The following is an 18,952-nucleotide window of genomic DNA, read 5'->3' as shown; positions in this document are numbered from 1 at the left end:
GTGCACGCCCCGTCAGTACCCCTCAGCCGCGCCTCCTCATCGGCGGGGAGGGGCCGCGCGCCGATGAAGCGCCTACCGGTAACGCACCCGCCAGTAACGCGCCCCGTGGCGCGCCGGTGTCGTTACGCGGTCGCAACGCAACCGGCGGCGACAGGGACCGCCGCCGGTGGCACGATGCGACCAACTCCCCACTGGCCAGATGGTGTTGGTGCCGATCGCGTCCAGGAGGCTCCGTGTTCGCTCGCTCGTCCCTGCCCGCCGCGGCAGCTGTCGTCACGGTGGTCGCCGTCCTGGCGGGGTGCGCCAGCACCAAGACCACCGGCTCGGGTGGCGAGAAGATCTCGCTCGTCGAGGCCGGGAAGCTCAAGACCTGCACGCAGCTTCCCTATGAGCCCTTTCAGGTGAAGAAGGGCGACAAAGTGGTCGGGTTCGATGTGGACCTGATCGATCTGGTGGCCAAGAAGCTCAAGGTCACGCAGGAGATCGTGGACACCCCCTTCGAGGGGATCCAGTCCGGTGAGGACCTGAACTCCAACAAGTGCGACGTGGCCGCGGCCGGCATGACGATCACCGCCCCGCGCGAGAAGAACTTCGACTTTTCCGAGCCGTACTTCACCGCCACCCAGTCCCTGCTGACCAAGAAGGGCGCGCCGTACAAGTCGCTGGCCGACCTCAAGGGGAAGGTGCTCGGCGTGCAGCAGGGTACGACGGGAGAGGTGTACGCCAAGAAGAAGGCCCAGGGCGTGCGCCTCAAGCAGTTCGAGGATCTCGGGCTGCTGCTCAACGCGGTCAAGGGCGGCACCGTCGACGCGGGCATCAACGACAACGGCGTGCTCTACGACTTCGTCCGCAAGAACCCGGACACCCAGGTGACCGCGGACTTCAGCACCGGTGAGAAGTACGGCTTCGGGGTGCGCACCGGCAACGACGCGCTCCGTAGGACGGTCAATGACGTCATGAGGAAAGCCAAGTCCGACGGCACCTACGACAAGATCTACAAGAAGTGGTTCGGCACCGCGCCGAAACAGTGACGGAACGATCGCCGCGCCTGGCCCCCAGGCGCTCCCCTTAGGGAACCCCGGGCGCGTCCGGTCGACTCCCCCGACCACGACCACGACCCCCACCCCGACCCCGTGCGCGCGCCGCGCCGCGGGCCGTGTCTCCCCCGTCCGCCGAGCCGAGGAGTTGCGCACAGATGGCCATGTCCCGTCGCCGGCGGGCCCGCGTGATCCGCGGCGTCCAGTACGCGGTCCTGGTCGCCGCGGTGGCCGTGCTCGCCCTGCTCACGGACTGGGGTGAGATCCGCCGGGCGTTCTTCGACGCCGAGGCGGCCAAGAACCAGTTCCCGGACATCATCACCGTCGCCCTGGTCAACACCGTCGTCTACACCGTGCTCGGCTTCGCCTTCGGCCTCGGGCTGGGGCTGGTGCTGGCCCTGATGCGGCTGTCGTCGGTGCCGCCCTACCGGTGGCTGGCCGTGGCGTACATCGAGTTCTTCCGCGGCATCCCGGCCCTGCTGGTCTTCATCACCCTCGGGTTCGGCGTCCCCCTGGCCTTCCAGGTGTCGCTGACCATCTACGTGACCGTCACGCTCGCCCTCGGCCTGGTCGGTGCCGCCTACATCGCCGAGACCATCCGGGCGGGCATCCAGGCGGTACCCAAAGGGCAGACGGAGGCGGCGCGCTCGTTGGGGATGTCGCACGGCCGGGCGATGGTCTCGATCGTGATCCCGCAGGCGTTCCGGATCGTGCTGCCGCCGCTGACGAACGAACTCATCCTGCTGACCAAGGACTCCTCCCTGATCTATCTGCTCGGTCTGTCGCTGGACCAGTACGAATTGGCCAAGTTCGGTCGGACCGCGCTCAATCAGGAACGCAGTCTGACCCCCATCTTGATCGCGGGCCTGCTGTATCTGGTCATCACTCTTCCGCTGGGCCACCTGGTGCGGCGGCTCGAAGCCCGTACGGCGCGGGCCCGGTGAGCGGCGTGCTGGACGGTACGAGCGTCCCGGGGGGCGGCGTGCACGAGGGACCGGCGATCGAGGTCAGGGACCTGCACAAGGCGTTCGGCGAGCTGGAGGTGCTCAAGGGCATCGACTTCTCGGTGGAGCGCGGCGAGGTGGTGTGCGTCATCGGCCCGTCCGGTTCGGGGAAGTCGACGCTGCTGCGCTGTGTGAACCTGCTGGAGGAGCCGACGGCGGGGCGGGTGGTGGTGGCGGGCACGGAGGTCACCGACCCGGACGTGGACATCGACGTGGTGCGGCGCCGGATCGGGATGGTCTTCCAGTCGTTCAACCTCTTTCCGCATCTGACCGCTTTGAAGAATCTGACGATCGCCCAGCGGCGCGTCCTGGGCCGCGACAAGACGGAAGCCGTTCGGATCGCCCGCGCCAACCTGGTGCGCGTGGGGCTCGGCGACAAGGAGGACGCCTATCCGGCGCAGCTCTCGGGCGGTCAGCAGCAGCGAGTGGCCATCGCCCGGGCGCTGTCCATGGAACCGGAGCTGATGCTCTTCGACGAGCCGACCTCCGCACTGGACCCGGAGCTGGTCGGGGACGTGCTGGCGGTCATGCGGAGCCTGGCCCAGGACGGCATGACCATGCTGGTCGTCACGCACGAGATGAGCTTCGCGCGGGAGGTGGCCGACCGGGTGGTGTTCATGGACGGCGGCGTCATCGTGGAGGAGGGGCCGCCGGACCAGGTGGTGGGCAACCCTCGGCACGAGCGGACCCGGACGTTCCTGGCGCGGGTGCTGGACCCGGCGGCTGCCGAGGTGGGCGAGGTGCCGGACGTGGGGCCGTACGACAAGGGGGCGGAGCGCTGAGGGGCGGCCGGGGGCGCGGGGTCGTTCCGGGTGCCGGAGAACGCCGGGGGCGTTGTCCTCGCCGGACGGGCTTGAAGTGAGACCCCCGGACGGGCTCGAAACGAGGCCCCCGGACGGGCTTGAAACGACGTCCCGCCCCACGGCCTTCAGGAGTCGACCGCGCCGGCCGGCCCCGAAGGACCGGCCGGGCAGGGTTTACGACAGCGGCTTGGTCAGCTTCTTCGTGTTGGTCCGGTTGCCGATCAGACTGCAGCTGACCGTTTTGATGCCCATGTTGTAACCGCTGATTTTCGGGAACTGCACGTACGTGCCCTCGGCCGTGCCCGGGGGCTGCCGCTTGACGGCCAGCTGCCAGTCCAGCCGGCACAGGGACGACGCCTGCTCCTGGATCTCCGAGCTGGTGGTGTAGCTGCCGGTGAGCTGGTGCGTGGCCACCACCTCGGCATCGTGCGGGCTGTAGCAGGATTTGACCTCGTTGGTGCCGCCCCCGCCCACCGGGAGATTGAAGCAGTCGCCCTTCTTGATCTGGAAGAACGGTATCTTCCGGTCGGTGGCCGTGGGGCTCGGCGAATTACTCTCGAACGGGTCGTCCGCCGGGGTCGGGGACGCGGTCGGCGTCTCACTGGACGACGAGGGGCTGGGGGTGGGATGGGGCCCGTCCCCCTGGTTGCCCTTGTCGCCACCGGAGGTGGCCACGACGATGACGCCGACGACGGCCGCGAGCGCCACCGCGCCGCCGGCGATGATCGCCGCCACCTTCTTGCCGTTGGAGGACCCGCCCGGACCCCCGGGAGGCGGCGGGGGCCACCCGCCGGGGCCGCCCGGACCCCCTGGACCGACCGGACCACCAGGGCCTCCGGGACCGTACCCACCGCCCGGCCCGCCCGGACCGAAGCCGCCAGGAGGTCCGAAGCCGCCGGGCTGGTTACCGGGCGGCGGGCCGCCGTACCCGCCCTGGCCGTAGCCACCGGGTCCGTAGCCGCCCTGGCCGTAACCCTCCTGGCCGGGCGTTCCCGGGCCGTACCCGCCGCCGGGCGGGCGGAAGCCGCCCGGCGGCGGCTGGGGAGGCTGGTTGGACGGAGGTGGAGGCGGAGGAAAGCTCATGGCTGAAATGATCGCCTCTCTGCATGTCCATGGGGAGTCCGGTCACCAAGCTGGAACAAAACCGCGCCGAGACGGCACGCAACCAGCGTGGTCGATGATGCCTGATCGCCCGCGCCCGCCGACCAGGAGGGCCCCTTGTTCCTCGACATGCCCCTCGACGAGCTCCGTGCCTATCGCCCGGAGCCCCCCGAACCCGACGGATTCGACGCTTTCTGGCAGCGCACGCTGGACGAGGCCCGGGCGCACGACCTCGACGCCCGGTTCACCGAGACCGACGCGGGGCTGTCGCTGCTGCGGACGTACGACGTGGAGTTCTCCGGGTTCGGCGGGCACCGCGTCCGCGGCTGGTTCCTGGTGCCCCGCTCGGCCACCGGGCCGCTGCCCTGTGTCGTGGAGTACATCGGCTACGGCGGCGGCCGGCAGCACGTCCACGAGTGGCTGCTGTGGCCCAGCGCCGGGTACGCGGCCCTGGTCATGGACACCCGCGGCCAGAGCGGGCCCAACCGCCCCGGGGACACCCCGGACCCGGTGGCCGCCCTCCACCCGGGCGTCCCCGGCAAAATGACACACGGTCTGCTCGACCCGCACGACTACTACTACCGCCGCCTGTTCACCGACGCCGTACGGGCCGTGGAAACCGCTCGCGGTCACCCTGCGGTCGACCCGCGGCGGGTCGTGGCCGCGGGCCGCAGCCAGGGCGGCGGGGCAGCGCTGGCGGTGGCGGGCCTGGTGCCGGACCTGGCCGCCGCGCTCGTCGACGTCCCGTTCCTGACCCACGCCCGGCGCGCCCTGGAGATCACCGAGGCCGGCCCGTACGGCGAACTCGTCCAGTTCCTCGCCGGCCAGCGCACCCTGGTGGACGCCGCGCTGCACACGCTCGACCACTTCGACGGGCTGAACTTCGCGGTCCGCGCGCACGCCCCCGCGCTGTTCGGCACGGCGCTGCGCGACCCGGTGACGCCGCCCTCCACCGGCTTCGCCGCGTACCACCACTACGCGGGCGCGCCGAAGGACCTGAAGGTGTGGCCCTTCAACGGCCACGAGGGCGGGGGCGGGCACCAGCGCGCGGCGGAGATCTCCTTCCTCCGCGAACTGTTCGCCTGACGAGCCGCCACGCGGCCGTACCACGGATGCCACCGCGCCACGGATGCCGCCGTGCCACTGGTGCCACCGTTCCCCGTCCCCGTTCGTCACCGCCACACCCCGCACGGCGTCGTCCGGCATCACGCGCGGCGGGGGAACTACCATGCGGCAGCACACGGGGCCGCGCCCGGAACGACCGCCCCCATGGCGCTCGGCGCGGCGGCCCCCGGGGACGGCCGGCGGCGCGTGCCGCCACAAGGGAGCGCGCGATGGGTACGCAGGCGGCGGGGCCGCTCGTCCTCGGTGTGGACAGTTCGACGCAGTCCACGAAGGCGCTGGTCGTGGACGCGGCCACGGGCGCGGTGGTGGCCCGCGGCCAGGCCCCGCACACCGTCACGGGCGGGGCGGACGGGACGGGCAAGGAGAGCGACCCCGAGGGCTGGTGGCGGGCGCTGGGCGCGGCCCTGGAGCAGTGCGGCCACTGGGTGCGCCAGGTGGCGGCGGTGTCGGTGGCGGGGCAGCAGCACGGGCTGGTGGCGCTGGACGCGGCGGGCAGTCCGGTGCGCCCGGCCCTGCTGTGGAACGACGTCCGGTCCGCCCCGCACAGCGTCCGGTTGATCGAGGAGCTGGGCGGCGCCGGGGCGTGGGCGCGGCGGACCGGCAGCGTGCCGGGCCCGGCGTTCACGGCCGCCAAGTGGGCCTGGCTGCGGGCGCACGAGCCGGACGCCGCCCGCGCCACGGCGGCGGTGCGGCTGCCGCACGACTACCTGACGGAACGTCTCACCGGGCAGGCCGTCACCGACCGGGGCGACGTCTCCGGGACGGGCTGGTGGGCGTCCGGCACCGAGTCCTACGACGCGGAGGTCCTGCGGCACCTGGCGCTGCCGCCCGAGGCGCTGCCGCGCGTCGCGCGCCCGGGCGAGGTCGTGGGCACCGTCCGGCCCGGTGACCTCCCGCTGCCGAGCGGCGCGCTGGTGGCCGGCGGCACGGGCGACAACATGGCGGCGGCGCTCGGCCTCGGCCTGCGCCCCGGCCGTCCGGTGCTGAGCCTGGGCACGTCCGGAACGGTGTACGCGGTCGCCACCCGGCGCCCGGCCGACCCGACCGGCACGGTCGCCGGCTTCGCCGACGCGCGCGGCGGGTGGCTCCCGCTGGCCTGCACCCTGAACTGCACGCTCGCGGTGGACCGGATCGCCGCCCTCCTGAGCCGGGACCGGGAGGCCGTCGAGCCGGTCCGCACCGAGGTGGTGCTGCCCTTCCTGGACGGCGAGCGGACCCCGAACCTCCCGCACGCCTCCGGCCTCGTCCACGGCCTGCGGCACGACACCACACCCGGCCGGCTCCTCCAAGCCGCCTACGACGGGGCGGTCTTCGCGCTGCTCCGGGCGCTGGAGAGCGTCCTGGCGGTGGACGCTCCCGGGGGCCGCCCGCCCGCGGACGGGCCGGACGATCCGGACGAGCCGGAGGAGTTGGACGAACCCCAGGGCGCGGGGCACGCCGCGCAGGGCATCGGCACCGGCACAGCCTCGGCCTCGGACGCCGACGTACCGCGCAACGCCGCCGGGGACGTCCCGGTGGGCGCGGTGTACGGCGTCCCGGAAGGCCGCGACGTCCCCGGGAGCGCTGCGGCGGCTCAGGAGGCGGCGGCCCCGGAACCGCTGCTGCTCATCGGGGGCGGTGCGCGGGGCCGCGCCTGGCGGGAGACGGTGCGCCGGCTGTCGGGACGGCCCGTCGTCGTCCCCGAGGCCCGCGAACTGGTGGCGCTGGGCGCCGCGGCCCAGGCGGCCGGGCTCCTGCTGGGGGAGGACCCGGCCGCGGTGGCCCGCCGCTGGGACACCGCACGCGGCCCCTCGTACGAACCCGTGGCGCGGGACACCGCCGCCTGGGAGCGGCTGGCCGCCACCTTGTCGGCGGGCGCGGCGCTGCTGCGCTGAGGCGCCGCGCTCACCGGGCCGGCCGGACCAGCGATCCACCGGGCCGGCCGACGCCCGGGCCCGCCGAGCCACCCACCGGACCAGCCGACCCACCGGACCAGCCGACCCCGGGCCCAGCGAGCCACCCACCGACCCGTCCGCCCCCGACCCACCGAGCCGCCCGGCCCCCGGCCGATGACGAACACGCCCGGAAACACCCGCGGGAATCCATCCGCCGGTCGCGGGAATCTATCCAGACAATTTCCTTTTTATGCCACCCTTTTGAGTGATTGTGAGGGGGAAATTAGCCCCACTATCTTCTTTGTCTGGTGAACGGCAGTTAGTTCAACATGTTCAACACGCAAAGAAAAAGATGGGTGGCGTGTCCTGTGACGGTTCCGGACAACACATTCCCCGAGCCAGACGACATCGAGCACCGCGGGAATTCGAGCCTGAGCACCGCCGCCGCGCGGAATTTGGCGACCACTACGAAAACGGTGCCGCAGATGCGCGGCATCACCTCCCGGTGGCTGCTGCGCCTGCTGCCGTGGGTGCAGGTCCGCGGTGGTACGTACCGCGTCAACCGGCGGCTGGCGCACACCGTCGGGGACGGCCGGGTGAACTTCGCCGTCACCGGCCGGGTGGTCGCCGTCATCCCCGAGGAACTGCGCGAGCTGCCCGCCCTCCGCGGCTTCACCGACGCGGCGGTGCTCGGCTCCCTCGCCGAGCGGTTCACGCAGCACGAGTACGCGCCGGGCGAGGTGATCGCGCGGGCGGGGCTGCCCGCCGACCGGATCGTGCTGATCGCGCACGGCCGGGTGGACCGCCTGGGCATCGGCAAGTACGGCGACGCGACGGTGCTCGCCGCGCTGGCCGGCGGGGATCACCTCGGCGACGCCCCGCTCACCGACCCGGAGTCCGTGTGGCCGTACACGTACCGGGCGGTGACGCGGGTGACGGTCATGACGCTCGCCCGCCGCGCCGCGCGGGAGATGGCCGAGCGGACACCGGGGCTGCGGGAGCACCTGGCCACGGCCGCCGCCCGGCCGGCGCCGGCGCACAACACCAGCGGTGAGGCCGACATCGCCGTCGCCTCCGGCCACCACGGCGAACCGGCCGTCCCCGGCACCTTCGTCGACTACGAGCTCGCCCCGCGCGAGTACGAGCTGAGCGTCGCGCAGAGCGTGCTGCGCACCCACACCCGGGTCGGCGACCTCTACAACGACCCGATGAACCAGGTCGAGCAGCAACTCCGGCTGACCATCGAGGCGCTGCGCGAGCGCCAGGAGCACGAGATGGTCAACAACCCCGAGTTCGGCCTGCTGCACAACGCCGACCTGCGCCAGTGCATCCACCCGCGCAGCGGCCCGCCCACCCCGGACGACCTGGACGAACTCCTGGCGACGGTGTGGAAGGACCCCGGTTTCCTGCTCGCCCACCCCAAGGCGATCTCCGCGATCGGCCGCGAGTGCAGCGTCCGCGGCCTCTACCCGGCGACCGTGGACTTCATGGGGCATTCGATCCCCTCCTGGCGCGGCGTCCCGATCTTCCCGTGCAACAAGATCCCGGTCACCGAGGAGCGGACGAGTTCGATCCTGCTGGTGCGCGCCGGGGAGGAGAACCAAGGCGTGGTGGGTCTCCATCAGACGGGCATTCCCGACGAGTACGAGCCGGGGCTGTCGGTCCGCTTCATGGGGGTCGACGACCGGGCCGTGGTCAACTACCTGGTCAGCGCCTATTACTCGGCCGCGGTGCTGGTACCGGACGCGCTGGGAATTCTGCGGGACGTGGAAATCGGCCACTGAGCCCAGCGGGAAATCCCCAGCCCGTCGAAGTCCGTTGAACACAGCGGAAAATGACGGAATGGCAGGGGCAAACAACCGGCGGAAAACCACCCGTTCGCATACCGGAATTCGGCGTTGCGGGTGACGCAATGCCGCAGCCCGACCCCCTGCCGCGCGATATCCGGCGGCGGGCACGAAAAACCGGAAAGGCCGCGCCTCTCACGCCCACGAACGGCCCGCCGCTTTCCGCCCCGCATCCCTCGCGCACCCATCCCGTGGGCCTTTGACGACAACGACAACAGGTGAGGACCCTTCATGACGACATCGATGGACCCGACGGCCGGCGCGCCACTGACCGGTGCCGAGCGGGAGCGCACGTCGCTGGCCACCGCGGCGGCGCGCAATCTGGCGACCACGACCAAGACCGCGCCCCAGATGCAGGGCATCTCCTCCCGCTGGCTGCTGCGGGTGCTGCCCTGGGTGCAGGTGTCCGGCGGCACGTACCGCGTCAACCGGCGGCTGACGCACACGCTCGGCGACGGCCGGGTGGAGTTCGTCACCACCGGGTCCGCGGTCCGCGTCATCCCGGCCGAGCTGCGCGAGCTCGGCGTGCTGCGGGGCTTCACGGACGAGGCGACGCTGGAGGCCCTGGCCGACCGGTTCGTGCAGCAGGAGTACGGCCCCGGGGACGTCCTGGTGGAGGCGGGCCGGCGGACCGACCGGGTGCTGCTGATCGCCCACGGCAAGCTGAACCGCGTCGGCACCGGCAAGTACGGCGACGACACGGTGCTCGGCGTGCTGGCCGGCGGCGACCATCTCGGCGAGGCGGCGCTGCTGTCCCGGGACGGTGTCTGGGAGCACACCCTGCGGGCCGTGACGCGGGTGACGGTGCTGTCCCTGTCGCGGGCCCGGTACGAGGAGATCGAGGCCCGGTCGCCGCTGCTGCGGGCGCACGTCGAGGCGTACCGCACGGCCCTGGTGCCGTCGCAGAACCCGTACGGCGAGGCGACCATCGACGTGACGTCGGGGCACGTCGGCGAGCCGCTGCTGCCCGGGACGTTCGTCGACTACGAGATGGCGCCCCGGGAGTACGAGCTGAGCGTGGCGCAGACCGTGCTGAAGATCCACAGTCGGGTCGCCGACCTCTACAACGACCCGATGAACCAGCTCGACCAGCAGTTGCGGCTGACCGTCGAGGCGCTGCGCGAGCGCCAGGAGCACGAGATGGTCAACAACCCCGAGTTCGGCCTGCTGCACAACGCCGACCTGGGCCAGCGCATTTACACCCGCGGCGGCCCGCCCACCCCCGACGACCTGGACGAGCTGCTCTCCCGGCGCCGCAAGACGCAGTTCCTGCTGGCGCACCCGCGCACCATCGCGGCGATCGGCCGGGAGTGGAACGCCCGCGGCGTCTACCCCGCGGGCCTGGAGCTGTCCGGGACCGCGGTGCGGGCGTGGCGCGGGGTGCCCCTGCTGCCCTGCAACAAGATCCCGGTGAATCCGGATCAGACCAGCTCCATCCTGGCCATGCGGGTGGGCGAGGAGAACCAGGGCGTGGTGGGCCTGCACCAGACGGGCATCCCGGACGAGTACCAGCCGGGCCTCTCCGTCCGGTTCATGGGCATCAACGAGCACGCCGTCATCAGTTACCTGGTCAGCGCCTACTACTCGGCCGCCGTGCTGGTGCCGGACGCGCTCGGCATCCTGGAGGACGTCGAGATCGGCCACTGACGGGTCACTGACGGGCCACCGCCGCGCTGCCCCTCGCTCCCGTGCCGCCCGGGACGAGGGGCAGCGGGCTGTCCGGGCGCCTTTCCATATGCCCGGATCCCCGTGCCTGGATCCACATGCCCGGATCCACATGCCCGGATCCACGCGCCCGGATCCACATGCCCGGAGACGGCGCCGTTCCTCTTGGCAGCACCCGGCACGCCGCGCATCATGAACATGCCACGCGTGAATGTCATGCTCTCGTCATCCCCCACGGCCGCGCCCCTCTCTCGCGCGCGCCCTGGGTGAGCGTCGCTGTCGGCCCTGCCTAGGAGTCCGCATGGAGCACGCCAGACCCGTCCTGTCCCGGCGCCACCTGCTCGCCGGGGCCGCCGCCGCGGCCACCGCGTACGGACCGCTCGGCGCCGCGCCGGCGCGCGCGGCGCCCCGGGCCGCTTATCCCCCCACGTACTGGACGCCCGCCGCCACCGGCAACTACACCGCCGCCAACCGGCCCGCCCAGTACCCCGTCCAGTACGTCATCGTGCACGTCACCCAGGAGACCTACGCCGACACGATCAAGATCTTCCAGGACCCGAACCGGAAGGTCTCGGCCCACTACGTCGTGCGTTCCTCGGACGGCCGGATCGCCCAGTGCGTCCGCGAACGGGACGTCGCCTGGCACGCGGGCAACTGGACCTACAACACGCGCGGCATCGGCATCGAGCACGAGGGCTGGGTGCACGATCCCCGGTGGTTCACCGACGCGCTGTACGCCCAGTCGGCGCGGCTGACCGCGGCGGTCTGCGACCGGTTCGGCATCCCCAAGGACCGCCGGCACATCATCGGCCACGCGGAGGTCCCCGGCGCCGACCACACCGATCCCGGCCAGTACTGGGACTGGGCGCGCTATCTGCGGCTGGTGGCCGCGGCGCGGTGACCGGGACCCCGCGCCCCACGGGAGTCCGCGCGGACGTGCGGCGGCGCGGCGGGCCGATCGGGTGCATGACGGCGCGGTGGCCGGGGGCGCCTGCCCGGATTTCTGACCGGTTCGCGTCATAGTGAGCCCTCTGGACCCATGGGACCGTTGGCGGGACGTCTGGGGGGACCGTGCGGAAACGATGCGGCAGAGCGCGGACGGCGCTGGTCGTGCTGACGGCGTGGACGGTGCTGGCCGGCGGCGGAACGGCCACCGCGGCGGAGGGGACCGCGCGGTGGGGCCGGGCCGCCGCGGTGGCGCCGGGCGTCACCTACCGGCAGTTCGACGTGACGGTGGGGCGCGGGGTGGCGCACGCCCACCTGCTGACGGTGAACCTGGCCGACCCGCGGGTGTCGGTGGACCTGCTGCACCCGGGGGCGGTGGCCGCGCGCGCCCCGGTGTCCGCGATGGCCGGCGCGCGGCGCGCGGTGGGCGCCGTCAACGGGGACTTCTTCAACATCACCGAGACCCAGCACCCCGGCGTGCCGCCCACCGGCGCGCCGGTCGGCCCGGCCATCGCCGCGGGCCGGTGGATGAAGGCCGCCGTGCCCGACGGACAGCGCTTCGGCCCCGCGCTGCCGCCCACCACGACCGCCGAGGACGTCCTCGGCGTCGGCGTCGACCGCCGGGCCCGACTGGACCGGCTGACCCTGCGCGGCACCGCGCTGACCGCCGACGGCCCGCTGAGGCTGCGCGGACTCAACCAGTACGCGCTGCCGGTGAACGGCGTCGGCGCGTACACCTCCCGCTGGGGCCCGGCGTCCCGGCTGCGCGCCGCCTGCGGCACGGACACCGACCGGGCGGCGCCGTGCACCCCGGAGACGTTCGAGGTCACGGTCCGGCGCGGCCGGGTGGTGAGCACCGCCGAGACGCCCGGGCAGGGCGGGGTGGCGCCCGGGACGGTCACGCTGCTCGGGCGGGAGGAGGGCGCCCGGCGGCTGCGGAAGCTGTCCGTGGGCGATCCGGTGGGTGTGGTGTACCGGCTGGTCGCCCGGCGGCCGGTGCCGCTGCGCGCGGCGGTCGGCGGGTTCCCCGTCCTGCGGGACCACGCGCCGCTCGCCGGGCTCGACACGCGGACGGCCGCCGTCCGGACGGCGGCGGGCGTCGGGCGCGGCGGCCGGGTGCTGTACCTGCTCGCGCTGGACGGCGCGGCGGGACGCGCCGGGATGACGCTGCGCGAGCTGGCCGATCTGATGGCCGGGCTGGGGGCGCGGGACGCGGTCAATCTGGACGGCGGCGGGTCCTCGACCCTGGTGGCCCGCGATCCGGACACCTCGGACGTGAGGGTCCGCAACCATCCGCTGGGCGGGGCGGAAAGGCCGGTGCCCAACGCGCTGGGGGTGTTCTCGCGGGGGTGAGCGCGGGGGCTCGACGGGTGCGCGGGCCTGACGGGAGCGGTCGGCGGTCCCGTCGCGAGTCGTACGGGCGGGAGTCTCCTCCGGCACCGGACCCGTAGGGACGAGCGGAAGCCGGGGGACGAGAACGGGGCGAGCGAAAGCCGAGCGGACGAAACGGGACGGACGAGAACAGGCAGACGAAACAGGGCGAGCGAAAGCCGAGCGAAACGTCAGCCCTGCCGACGACCGCCGCCCCTCCCCCTCACGGCCGCACGCTGCTCACCACGTTCGCCGCGCCCGAGAGCCCGTCGTGGATGTTGGGGGCGAGGCTGCTGCCCGCCAGGTAGAAGCCCAGCGTCATGCACACCAGGGCGTGTGTGAGCTTGAGTTTGCCGCTGCGCAGGAATGTGGCGGTCAGGATGACGAGCAACACGATGACCGAAATGGAAATGGCCACGGCCGAACCTCCGCGATCGCTGTCTGGATAACCCGAAGAAGAGGTAAGAGGAGACGAGTGGCCAGTTTGGCGTATTGGGAGGTATGTCCTGTTCGTCGCTGAAGTGCCAAACAGGTGATCACTGCGGGTGATCCCCGGCGCGACGCTCCCGCCCCCGCCGAGGGGCGTCACCCCGTTACGGACGGGACCCCTGTCACCTGCGGGAACGCGAGAGACCAGTGGGCCGAAAGTGGCGCGGATCACTTCGCGGACGAGGCAACGGTGTCGGAGCCGATTCCGTCTTAGCCCGGGAAACTGTCCGTCCTCTCGTGGCCGCGACGACCGATCGAAGACCGGCCCTCGTCCGGCCGCGACCGCACCGGCGGCCCGGCACCTCTCAGGCGCCCCGCCGCCCCGCAGACCGAAAGCACGTGCATTTCATGAGCCAGCCCGCCCCTTTCCGCAGGTCGCGGCCTACCCGGCCGCCCCGCGGGAGACTCGCGGTCCGGACACCCGGCGAGAGGCCCCACGCGGGCCGCTCCGGCCGGATCCCCGCCCCGGCCCGGTGCCCCGAAACAGCGGCCTCGGCCTCGGGCTCCGCAAGCAGCCGACCTTCGACAACGCCTAATGTGACGGAATGAGCACCGTGCAGGACCAGGACCAGATAACGGCGTGGGGACGGTTCCGACGCCGTGTGCCCAACGGGTTCGCCATCTTCTTCAGCCTCCTCGGGCTGCTGTGCGCCGTCACGGCGCTGATCGGACCGCTGCGGCGCGGGCTGTGGCCGGTGATCGACTGGCTGGACGTCTTCACCATCCCGGTGGCGCCGAACTTCGCGTACGCCGCCTTCCTCTTCCTGCTCGCGGCGGCGACGGCCGCCCGCAAACGGGTCGCCCTGTGGTCCGTGGTCGCCTTCATGGTGCTCGTGATGGTGACCGACGTGGTGCTGCTCACGGACGGCTACTGGGAGTTCTGGTTCTCCCTGGTGGTGTCGGTGGCGGCGCTGGCGCTGGTCCTCGTCGCGCACCGCGAGTTCTACGCGATCACCCGGCGCGGCGCGTTCCTGCGGGCCGCGCTGGTGCTGGTGGCGGGACTGGCGGTGGCCGTCCTGGTGGGCTGGGGCCTGGTCTCGCTCTTCCCCGGCACCTTGCAGGCCGGCGGCGGGAACCGGCTGCTGTGGGTGGCCAACCGTGTGGGCGGCGGCCTGGTGAGCGGGCGCAACTTCCAGGGGCACCCGCCGCACTGGATCATGACGCTGCTCGGCCTGTTCGGCGCGCTCGCGCTGCTGAACGCGGCGGCCACGCTGTTCCGCTCGCAGCGGATGGAGGCCGCGCTGCACGGCGACGAGGAGGTCCGCATCCGGGCGCTGCTCGCCCGCTACGGCGGCGACGACTCCCTCGGCTACTTCGCCACCCGCCGCGACAAGGCCGTCGTCTTCTCCCCCAGCGGCAAGGCCGCCGTCACCTACCGAGTGGAGGCCGGCGTCTGCCTGGCCAGCGGTGACCCGGTCGGCGACCGGGAGGCGTGGGGCCCCGCGATCGAGGCGTGGCTGGAGGTCGCCGGACGCTACGGCTGGCAGCCGGCCGTGATGGGCGCGAGCGAGGACGGCGCCAAGGCGTTCGCCCGCGCCGGGCTGGGCGCGCTCCAGCTCGGTGACGAGGCCATCGTGCACGTCGCGGACTTCGACCTGGACGGCCGCGAGATGCGGGTCACCCGCCAGGCCGTCAACCGCGTCGAGCGCACCGGCGCCACCTTCCGCGTCCGCCGCCACTCCGAGCTGTCCGAGGAGGAGATGCGGGAGGTCATCCACCGCGCCGACGCCTGGCGCGACACCGAGACCGAGCGCGGCTTCTCGATGGCGCTGGACCGCCTGGGCGACCCGGAGGACGGCGACTGCCTGCTGGCCGAGGCGTTCGGCGCCGACGGCACCATGCTCGCGCTGCTGTCCTTCGTCCCCTGGGGCAAGGACGGCATCTCGCTGGACGTCATGCGCCGGGACCGCAGCGCGCCCAACGGCGTCATGGAGTTCATGGTGGCCCGGCTGTGCGCGGCGGCGCCGCAGCTCGGGGTGCGCCGGATCTCGCTGAACTTCGCGGTGTTCCGCTCCGCCTTCGAGGAGGGCGCGCGGATCGGTGCCGGTCCGGTCCTGAAGTTCTGGCGCCGGCTGCTGCTGTTCTTCTCCAAGTGGTGGCAGCTCGAAGCGCTGTACCGCTCGAACGCCAAGTACAACCCCGAGTGGTACCCGCGCTTCCTGTGCTACGCCGACACCGGCGCGCTCGCCCGGATCGGCCTGGCCTCCGGTATCGCCGAGGGCTTCGTGGCCGTGCCGAGCCTGGGCAAGCTGTGGGGCAAGGGCCACGCCAAGAAGCGCTTCCTGACCCCGGCCAACACCGCGGGGCTGCCCTCCCTGGACGAGCTGGGCCTGGTGGAGGCCCCCGCCCCCACCGAGGAGGAGCGGCGCGAGCGCGAGCTGGCCGCGCTGCCCGAGCAGGTGCGCGTCCGGCACCGCAAGCTGGAGCGGCTGCGGCTGGACGGCGTGGACCCGTACCCGGTGGGCGTGCGGCGCACCCACACCCTCGCCGAGGTGCGCGAGGAGCACGCGGACCTGGCGCCCGGAACCCGTACGGGCAAGACGGTGTGCGTCACCGGCCGGGTGCTGCTGGTCCGCGACCACGGCGGTGTGCTCTTCGCCGAGCTGCGCGACTGGTCCGGTGACCTGCAGATCGCGCTGACCCGCGAGGGCAGCGGCGTGGAGACGCTGGAGCGGTTCGGCGCGGACGTGGACCTCGGCGACCATGTCGAGGTGGAGGGCGAGGTCGCCACCAGCGACCGCGGTGAGCTGACCGTCTTCGTCACCGAGTGGCGGATCACCGCCAAGTGCCTGCGCCCGCTGCCCGACAAGCGGCGCGGCCTGTCCGACCCGGAGGCCAAGGTCCGCCAGCGCTACGTGGACCTGGTCGTCTCGCCGGACGCGCGGGAGACCGTGCGGGCCCGCAGCGCGGCCGTGCAGGCGCTGCGCCAGGGGCTCATCGAGCGCGGCTACCTGGAGGTCGAGACGCCGATGCTCCAGCAGATCCACGGCGGCGCCAACGCCCGCCCGTTCCGCACCCACATCAACGCCTACGACCTGGACCTGTATCTGCGCATCGCGCCCGAGCTGTATCTGAAGCGGCTGTGCGTGGGCGGCATGGAGAAGGTCTTCGAGATGGGCCGCACCTTCCGCAACGAGGGCATCTCCTACAAGCACAACCCCGAGTTCACGATGCTGGAGGCATACCAGGCGTACGCCGACTACGACGTGATGCTCGACCTGACCCGGGAGCTGATCCAGGGCGCGGCCGTCTCCGCGTTCGGCAGCGCGACCGCCCGCAAGGCGGACGCGAACGGCAAGCTCGTCGAGCACGACATCTCGGGCATCTGGCCGGTCAAGACGGTCTACGGCGCGATCTCCGAGGCGCTCGGCGAGGCCGTCGACGCGGACACCCCCGCCGAGACGCTGCGCCGCCTGTGCCTGGCGTCCGGGGTGCCGGTCAAGCCGGAGATGGGCCACGGCGACATCGTCCTGGAGATGTACGAGCGCCTGGTGGAGGAGCGCACCACCCTGCCGACCTTCTACAAGGACTTCCCCACGGACGTCTCGCCGCTGACCCGCCAGCACCGCAAGGACCCGCGGCTGGCCGAGCGCTGGGACCTGGTCGCCTTCGGCACGGAGCTGGGCACCGCCTACTCGGAGCTGACCGACCCGGTCGAGCAGCGCCGCCGGCTGACCGCCCAGTCGCTGCTGGCGGCGGGCGGCGACCCGGAGGCCATGGAGCTGGACGAGGACTTCCTCCAGGCCCTGGAGTACGCCATGCCGCCGACCGGTGGTCTGGGCATCGGCGTGGACCGGCTCGTCATGTTCCTCACCGGCCTGTCGATCCGCGAGACGCTGCCGTTCCCGCTGGTGCGGCGGCGCTGAGAAAAAACCCGTACGGCCCCCGTTTCGCCCTGGTGGCGGGACGGGGGCCGCTTTCGTTTTGCCCGTGGTGCGGACGGAAGGCCGTACGCGAACGGCCCCGCCCGCACCTCATCGGTGCGGGCGGGGCCGTGAGCCACGGACAGCCGCCGGCTACTCCGCCCGCTCCCCCAGCTCCTCCCAGCGGACCGTCCGGTCGCACCAGCGGTCCAGGAGGGTGCGGTCGTGGCCGACGGCGAGGAGGCCGGCGCCGGTGGCGCGGCGGTAGTCCTCGACGACGGCGACCAGCGCGGCGGTCGTCGAGGCGTCCAGCATCGCCGTCATCTCGTCGCAGATCAGCCAGCGCGGCCGGAGCACCAGCGCCCGGGCCAGGCAGGCGCGCTGGAGCTGGCCGTCGCTGACCTCGTGCGGGCGGCGGGCCAGCAGGTCCGCGCCGAGCCCGACGGCCTCGGCCAGCTCCGCCACCCGGGCGGGGGCCTCGTCGCGGCGGCCGACGGCGCGCAGCGGCTCGGCGATGAGGTCGGTCAGGCGCAGCCGGGGGTCGGCGGCCAGCCGGGGCTGCTGGAAGATCACCCCGTAGGCGACGCGCTGGTCGCGCGGCGCGCGGTGCCGCCAGCCGCTGGCGGGTTCACCGTCCAGCACCACGGACCCGCTGTAGGGCCGGTGGAGCAGGGCGGCGACCCGCGCCAGCGTGGACTTGCCGCACCCGCTGGGCCCCTGGAGGCCGACGGCCTCGCCGGGGGCGATGGTCAGCGTGACGTCGCGGACGACGGGGTCGCGCCGGTCGTACCCGGCGGTGATGGCACGCAGCTCAAGCATCGGCCGCCTCCAGGGCGTGGTGACAGGCGACACCGCCGGTCAGCGCGGGGATCTCGGCGCACGCCGGATCCGCGCGCCCGCAGCGGGGCGCGAAGGCGCAGCCGGACGGCAGCGCGCCCAGCTCCGGCGGCATGCCGGGGATCGGCGTGAACGCGCGCTCCGGGAGGGCGTCGAGCAGGCCGCGGGCGTAGGGGTGGCGCGGGCCGGGGGCGCCGAAGAAGGCGTCCGCGTCGGCGATCTCGACGAGGCGTCCGGCGTACATGACGGCGACGCGGTCGGCGATCCGCTGGGCCGCCGCCAGGTCGTGCGTGATCATGAGCAGCGCCCGCCCGGCGCCGTCACCCGAGGGCTCCAGGACGTGCCGGCGCAGCTCGTCCACCGTGCGGTCCACGAGGTCGCGGTCCAGGCCGGTGGTCGGCTCGTCGGCGAGCAGCAGCGGGGCGTCGCCGACGAGGGCTAGCGCGGTGGCGGCGCGCTGGGCGAGGCCGCCGGAGAGCTCGTGCGGGTAGCGGTCGAGGTGGTCCAGAGGGAAGGCGGCGCGCTCGGCCGCGGCCTCGGCGGCGGCGCGCAGGTCCGCCCGGCCGGTGCCGGTCAGCTCGCGGACCGTCTCCTCCAGCTGGGCGCGGACGGTGCGGACGGGCGTGAGGTGCGCGGCGGGGCTCTGCGGGACGAGGCCGACCCGCCGGCCGCGGATGGCGCGGGCGAGCTCCTGCTCGGAGGCGGTCAGCAGGTCCGTGTCGCCGAGCAGCGCGGAACCGGCGGTGTTCGCGTTGCCGGGCAGCAGCCCGAGCAGCGCGGAGGCCAGCACGGACTTGCCGCAGCCGCTCTCGCCGACCAGGGCCAGGCACTCGCCCGGCGTGAGGTCGAAGGAGGCGTCGGAGACGGCGGCGACGTGCCCGCCGCCGCGCATCCGGAAGCGCACCGAGAGGCCGCGCACGGACAGCACGGGGGCGGGAGCCGACCCGGTGGCCTCCGATGCCACGGCCGTCTCCGTACCGGGCGGGGCCGC

At 73.1% G+C, this 18,952-nt stretch carries 14 protein-coding genes; 10 read left to right on the top strand and 4 right to left on the bottom strand.

The window, feature by feature from the left end; genetic code table 11:
* Nucleotides 1-233: 233 nt before the first annotated feature.
* From ABZX96_RS18875 to ABZX96_RS18865, 3 genes are all read left to right on the top strand, one after another.
* Nucleotides 234-1,031, top strand: coding sequence for an ABC transporter substrate-binding protein (locus tag ABZX96_RS18875; RefSeq protein ID WP_355545710.1), 798 nt, complete (start codon nt 234-236; stop codon nt 1,029-1,031).
* 164 nt (nt 1,032-1,195) lie between these two features.
* The gene (locus ABZX96_RS18870; protein WP_355545708.1) at nt 1,196-1,981 is read left to right on the top strand and encodes an amino acid ABC transporter permease; all 786 of its coding nucleotides are present in this window, start codon (nt 1,196-1,198) and stop codon (nt 1,979-1,981) included.
* Between the two features lie 8 nt (nt 1,982-1,989).
* A complete protein-coding gene (locus tag ABZX96_RS18865) occupies nt 1,990-2,823 on the top strand; it encodes an amino acid ABC transporter ATP-binding protein (RefSeq protein WP_355545760.1) in 834 nt (277 codons plus the stop codon).
* Between the two features lie 195 nt (nt 2,824-3,018).
* On the opposite strand, the gene ABZX96_RS18860 is transcribed toward ABZX96_RS18865, so the two are convergent.
* Nucleotides 3,019-3,579, bottom strand: a complete 561-nt coding sequence (locus ABZX96_RS18860) for a hypothetical protein (RefSeq protein WP_355545706.1) — start codon at nt 3,577-3,579, stop codon at nt 3,019-3,021.
* Between the two features lie 483 nt (nt 3,580-4,062).
* On the opposite strand from ABZX96_RS18860, the gene ABZX96_RS18855 reads away from it, so the two are divergent.
* The 6 genes from ABZX96_RS18855 (at nt 4,063) to ABZX96_RS18830 (ending at nt 12,754) form a co-directional block, all read left to right on the top strand.
* Nucleotides 4,063-5,031, top strand: coding sequence for an acetylxylan esterase (locus ABZX96_RS18855; protein ID WP_355545704.1), 969 nt, complete (start codon nt 4,063-4,065; stop codon nt 5,029-5,031).
* A gap of 248 nt (nt 5,032-5,279) precedes the next feature.
* Nucleotides 5,280-6,944 (top strand): xylulokinase, encoded by a 1,665-nt coding sequence (xylB, locus tag ABZX96_RS18850; RefSeq protein WP_355545702.1) that lies wholly within the window; start codon nt 5,280-5,282, stop codon nt 6,942-6,944.
* Nucleotides 6,945-7,312: 368 nt separating this feature from the next.
* Nucleotides 7,313-8,728, top strand: a complete 1,416-nt coding sequence (locus ABZX96_RS18845) for a family 2B encapsulin nanocompartment shell protein (protein ID WP_355545700.1) — start codon at nt 7,313-7,315, stop codon at nt 8,726-8,728.
* A gap of 294 nt (nt 8,729-9,022) precedes the next feature.
* The gene (locus ABZX96_RS18840; protein WP_355545698.1) at nt 9,023-10,438 is read left to right on the top strand and encodes a family 2B encapsulin nanocompartment shell protein; all 1,416 of its coding nucleotides are present in this window, start codon (nt 9,023-9,025) and stop codon (nt 10,436-10,438) included.
* A 319-nt stretch (nt 10,439-10,757) separates the two neighbouring features.
* A complete protein-coding gene (locus ABZX96_RS18835; RefSeq protein ID WP_355545696.1) occupies nt 10,758-11,357 on the top strand; it encodes a peptidoglycan recognition family protein in 600 nt (199 codons plus the stop codon).
* A gap of 212 nt (nt 11,358-11,569) precedes the next feature.
* On the top strand, nt 11,570-12,754 hold the full coding sequence (locus tag ABZX96_RS18830; protein WP_355545758.1) for a phosphodiester glycosidase family protein: 1,185 nt from the start codon (nt 11,570-11,572) through the stop codon (nt 12,752-12,754).
* Nucleotides 12,755-12,995: 241 nt separating this feature from the next.
* Here the strand turns inward: ABZX96_RS18830 and ABZX96_RS18825 are convergent, their stop codons facing one another.
* Nucleotides 12,996-13,190, bottom strand: a complete 195-nt coding sequence (locus ABZX96_RS18825) for a hypothetical protein (protein ID WP_355545694.1) — start codon at nt 13,188-13,190, stop codon at nt 12,996-12,998.
* Nucleotides 13,191-13,806: 616 nt separating this feature from the next.
* On the opposite strand from ABZX96_RS18825, the gene lysX reads away from it, so the two are divergent.
* On the top strand, nt 13,807-17,127 hold the full coding sequence (gene lysX, locus ABZX96_RS18820; RefSeq protein ID WP_355545692.1) for a bifunctional lysylphosphatidylglycerol synthetase/lysine--tRNA ligase LysX: 3,321 nt from the start codon (nt 13,807-13,809) through the stop codon (nt 17,125-17,127).
* Between the two features lie 150 nt (nt 17,128-17,277).
* On the opposite strand, the gene ABZX96_RS18815 is transcribed toward lysX, so the two are convergent.
* Both ABZX96_RS18815 and ABZX96_RS18810 read right to left on the bottom strand, forming a co-directional pair.
* Nucleotides 17,278-17,943: an ATP-binding cassette domain-containing protein gene (locus ABZX96_RS18815; RefSeq protein ID WP_355545690.1), complete on the bottom strand. Its 666-nt coding sequence runs from the start codon at nt 17,941-17,943 to the stop codon at nt 17,278-17,280.
* Nucleotides 17,936-18,853 carry an ABC transporter ATP-binding protein gene (locus tag ABZX96_RS18810; RefSeq protein ID WP_355545756.1) on the bottom strand — a complete coding sequence of 306 codons (918 nt, stop codon included), beginning with the start codon at nt 18,851-18,853 and terminating at the stop codon, nt 17,936-17,938. The genes ABZX96_RS18815 and ABZX96_RS18810 overlap by 8 nt, the downstream gene beginning before the upstream one ends.
* Nucleotides 18,854-18,952: the final 99 nt, after the last annotated feature.

This window comes from Streptomyces sp. NPDC003077, from assembly GCF_040611095.1.
In the GTDB taxonomy this organism is placed as follows: Bacteria; Actinomycetota; Actinomycetes; order Streptomycetales; family Streptomycetaceae; genus Streptomyces.
Note: the sequence above shows the minus strand (reverse complement) of the source record. Positions and strands in the feature narration are given on the sequence as shown.

Excerpts from the sequence above, each read along its gene's own strand:
- ABZX96_RS18840 (WP_355545698.1), top strand. The coding sequence starts at position 9,023 with ATGACGACATCGATGGACCCGACGGCCGGCGCGCCACTGACCGGTGCC.
- xylB (WP_355545702.1), top strand. The coding sequence starts at position 5,280 with ATGGGTACGCAGGCGGCGGGGCCGCTCGTCCTCGGTGTGGACAGTTCG.
- ABZX96_RS18815 (WP_355545690.1), bottom strand. The coding sequence starts at position 17,943 with ATGCTTGAGCTGCGTGCCATCACCGCCGGGTACGACCGGCGCGACCCC.
- lysX (WP_355545692.1), top strand. The coding sequence starts at position 13,807 with ATGAGCACCGTGCAGGACCAGGACCAGATAACGGCGTGGGGACGGTTC.
- ABZX96_RS18835 (WP_355545696.1), top strand. The coding sequence starts at position 10,758 with ATGGAGCACGCCAGACCCGTCCTGTCCCGGCGCCACCTGCTCGCCGGG.
- ABZX96_RS18870 (WP_355545708.1), top strand. The coding sequence starts at position 1,196 with ATGGCCATGTCCCGTCGCCGGCGGGCCCGCGTGATCCGCGGCGTCCAG.
- ABZX96_RS18810 (WP_355545756.1), bottom strand. The coding sequence starts at position 18,853 with ATGCGCGGCGGCGGGCACGTCGCCGCCGTCTCCGACGCCTCCTTCGAC.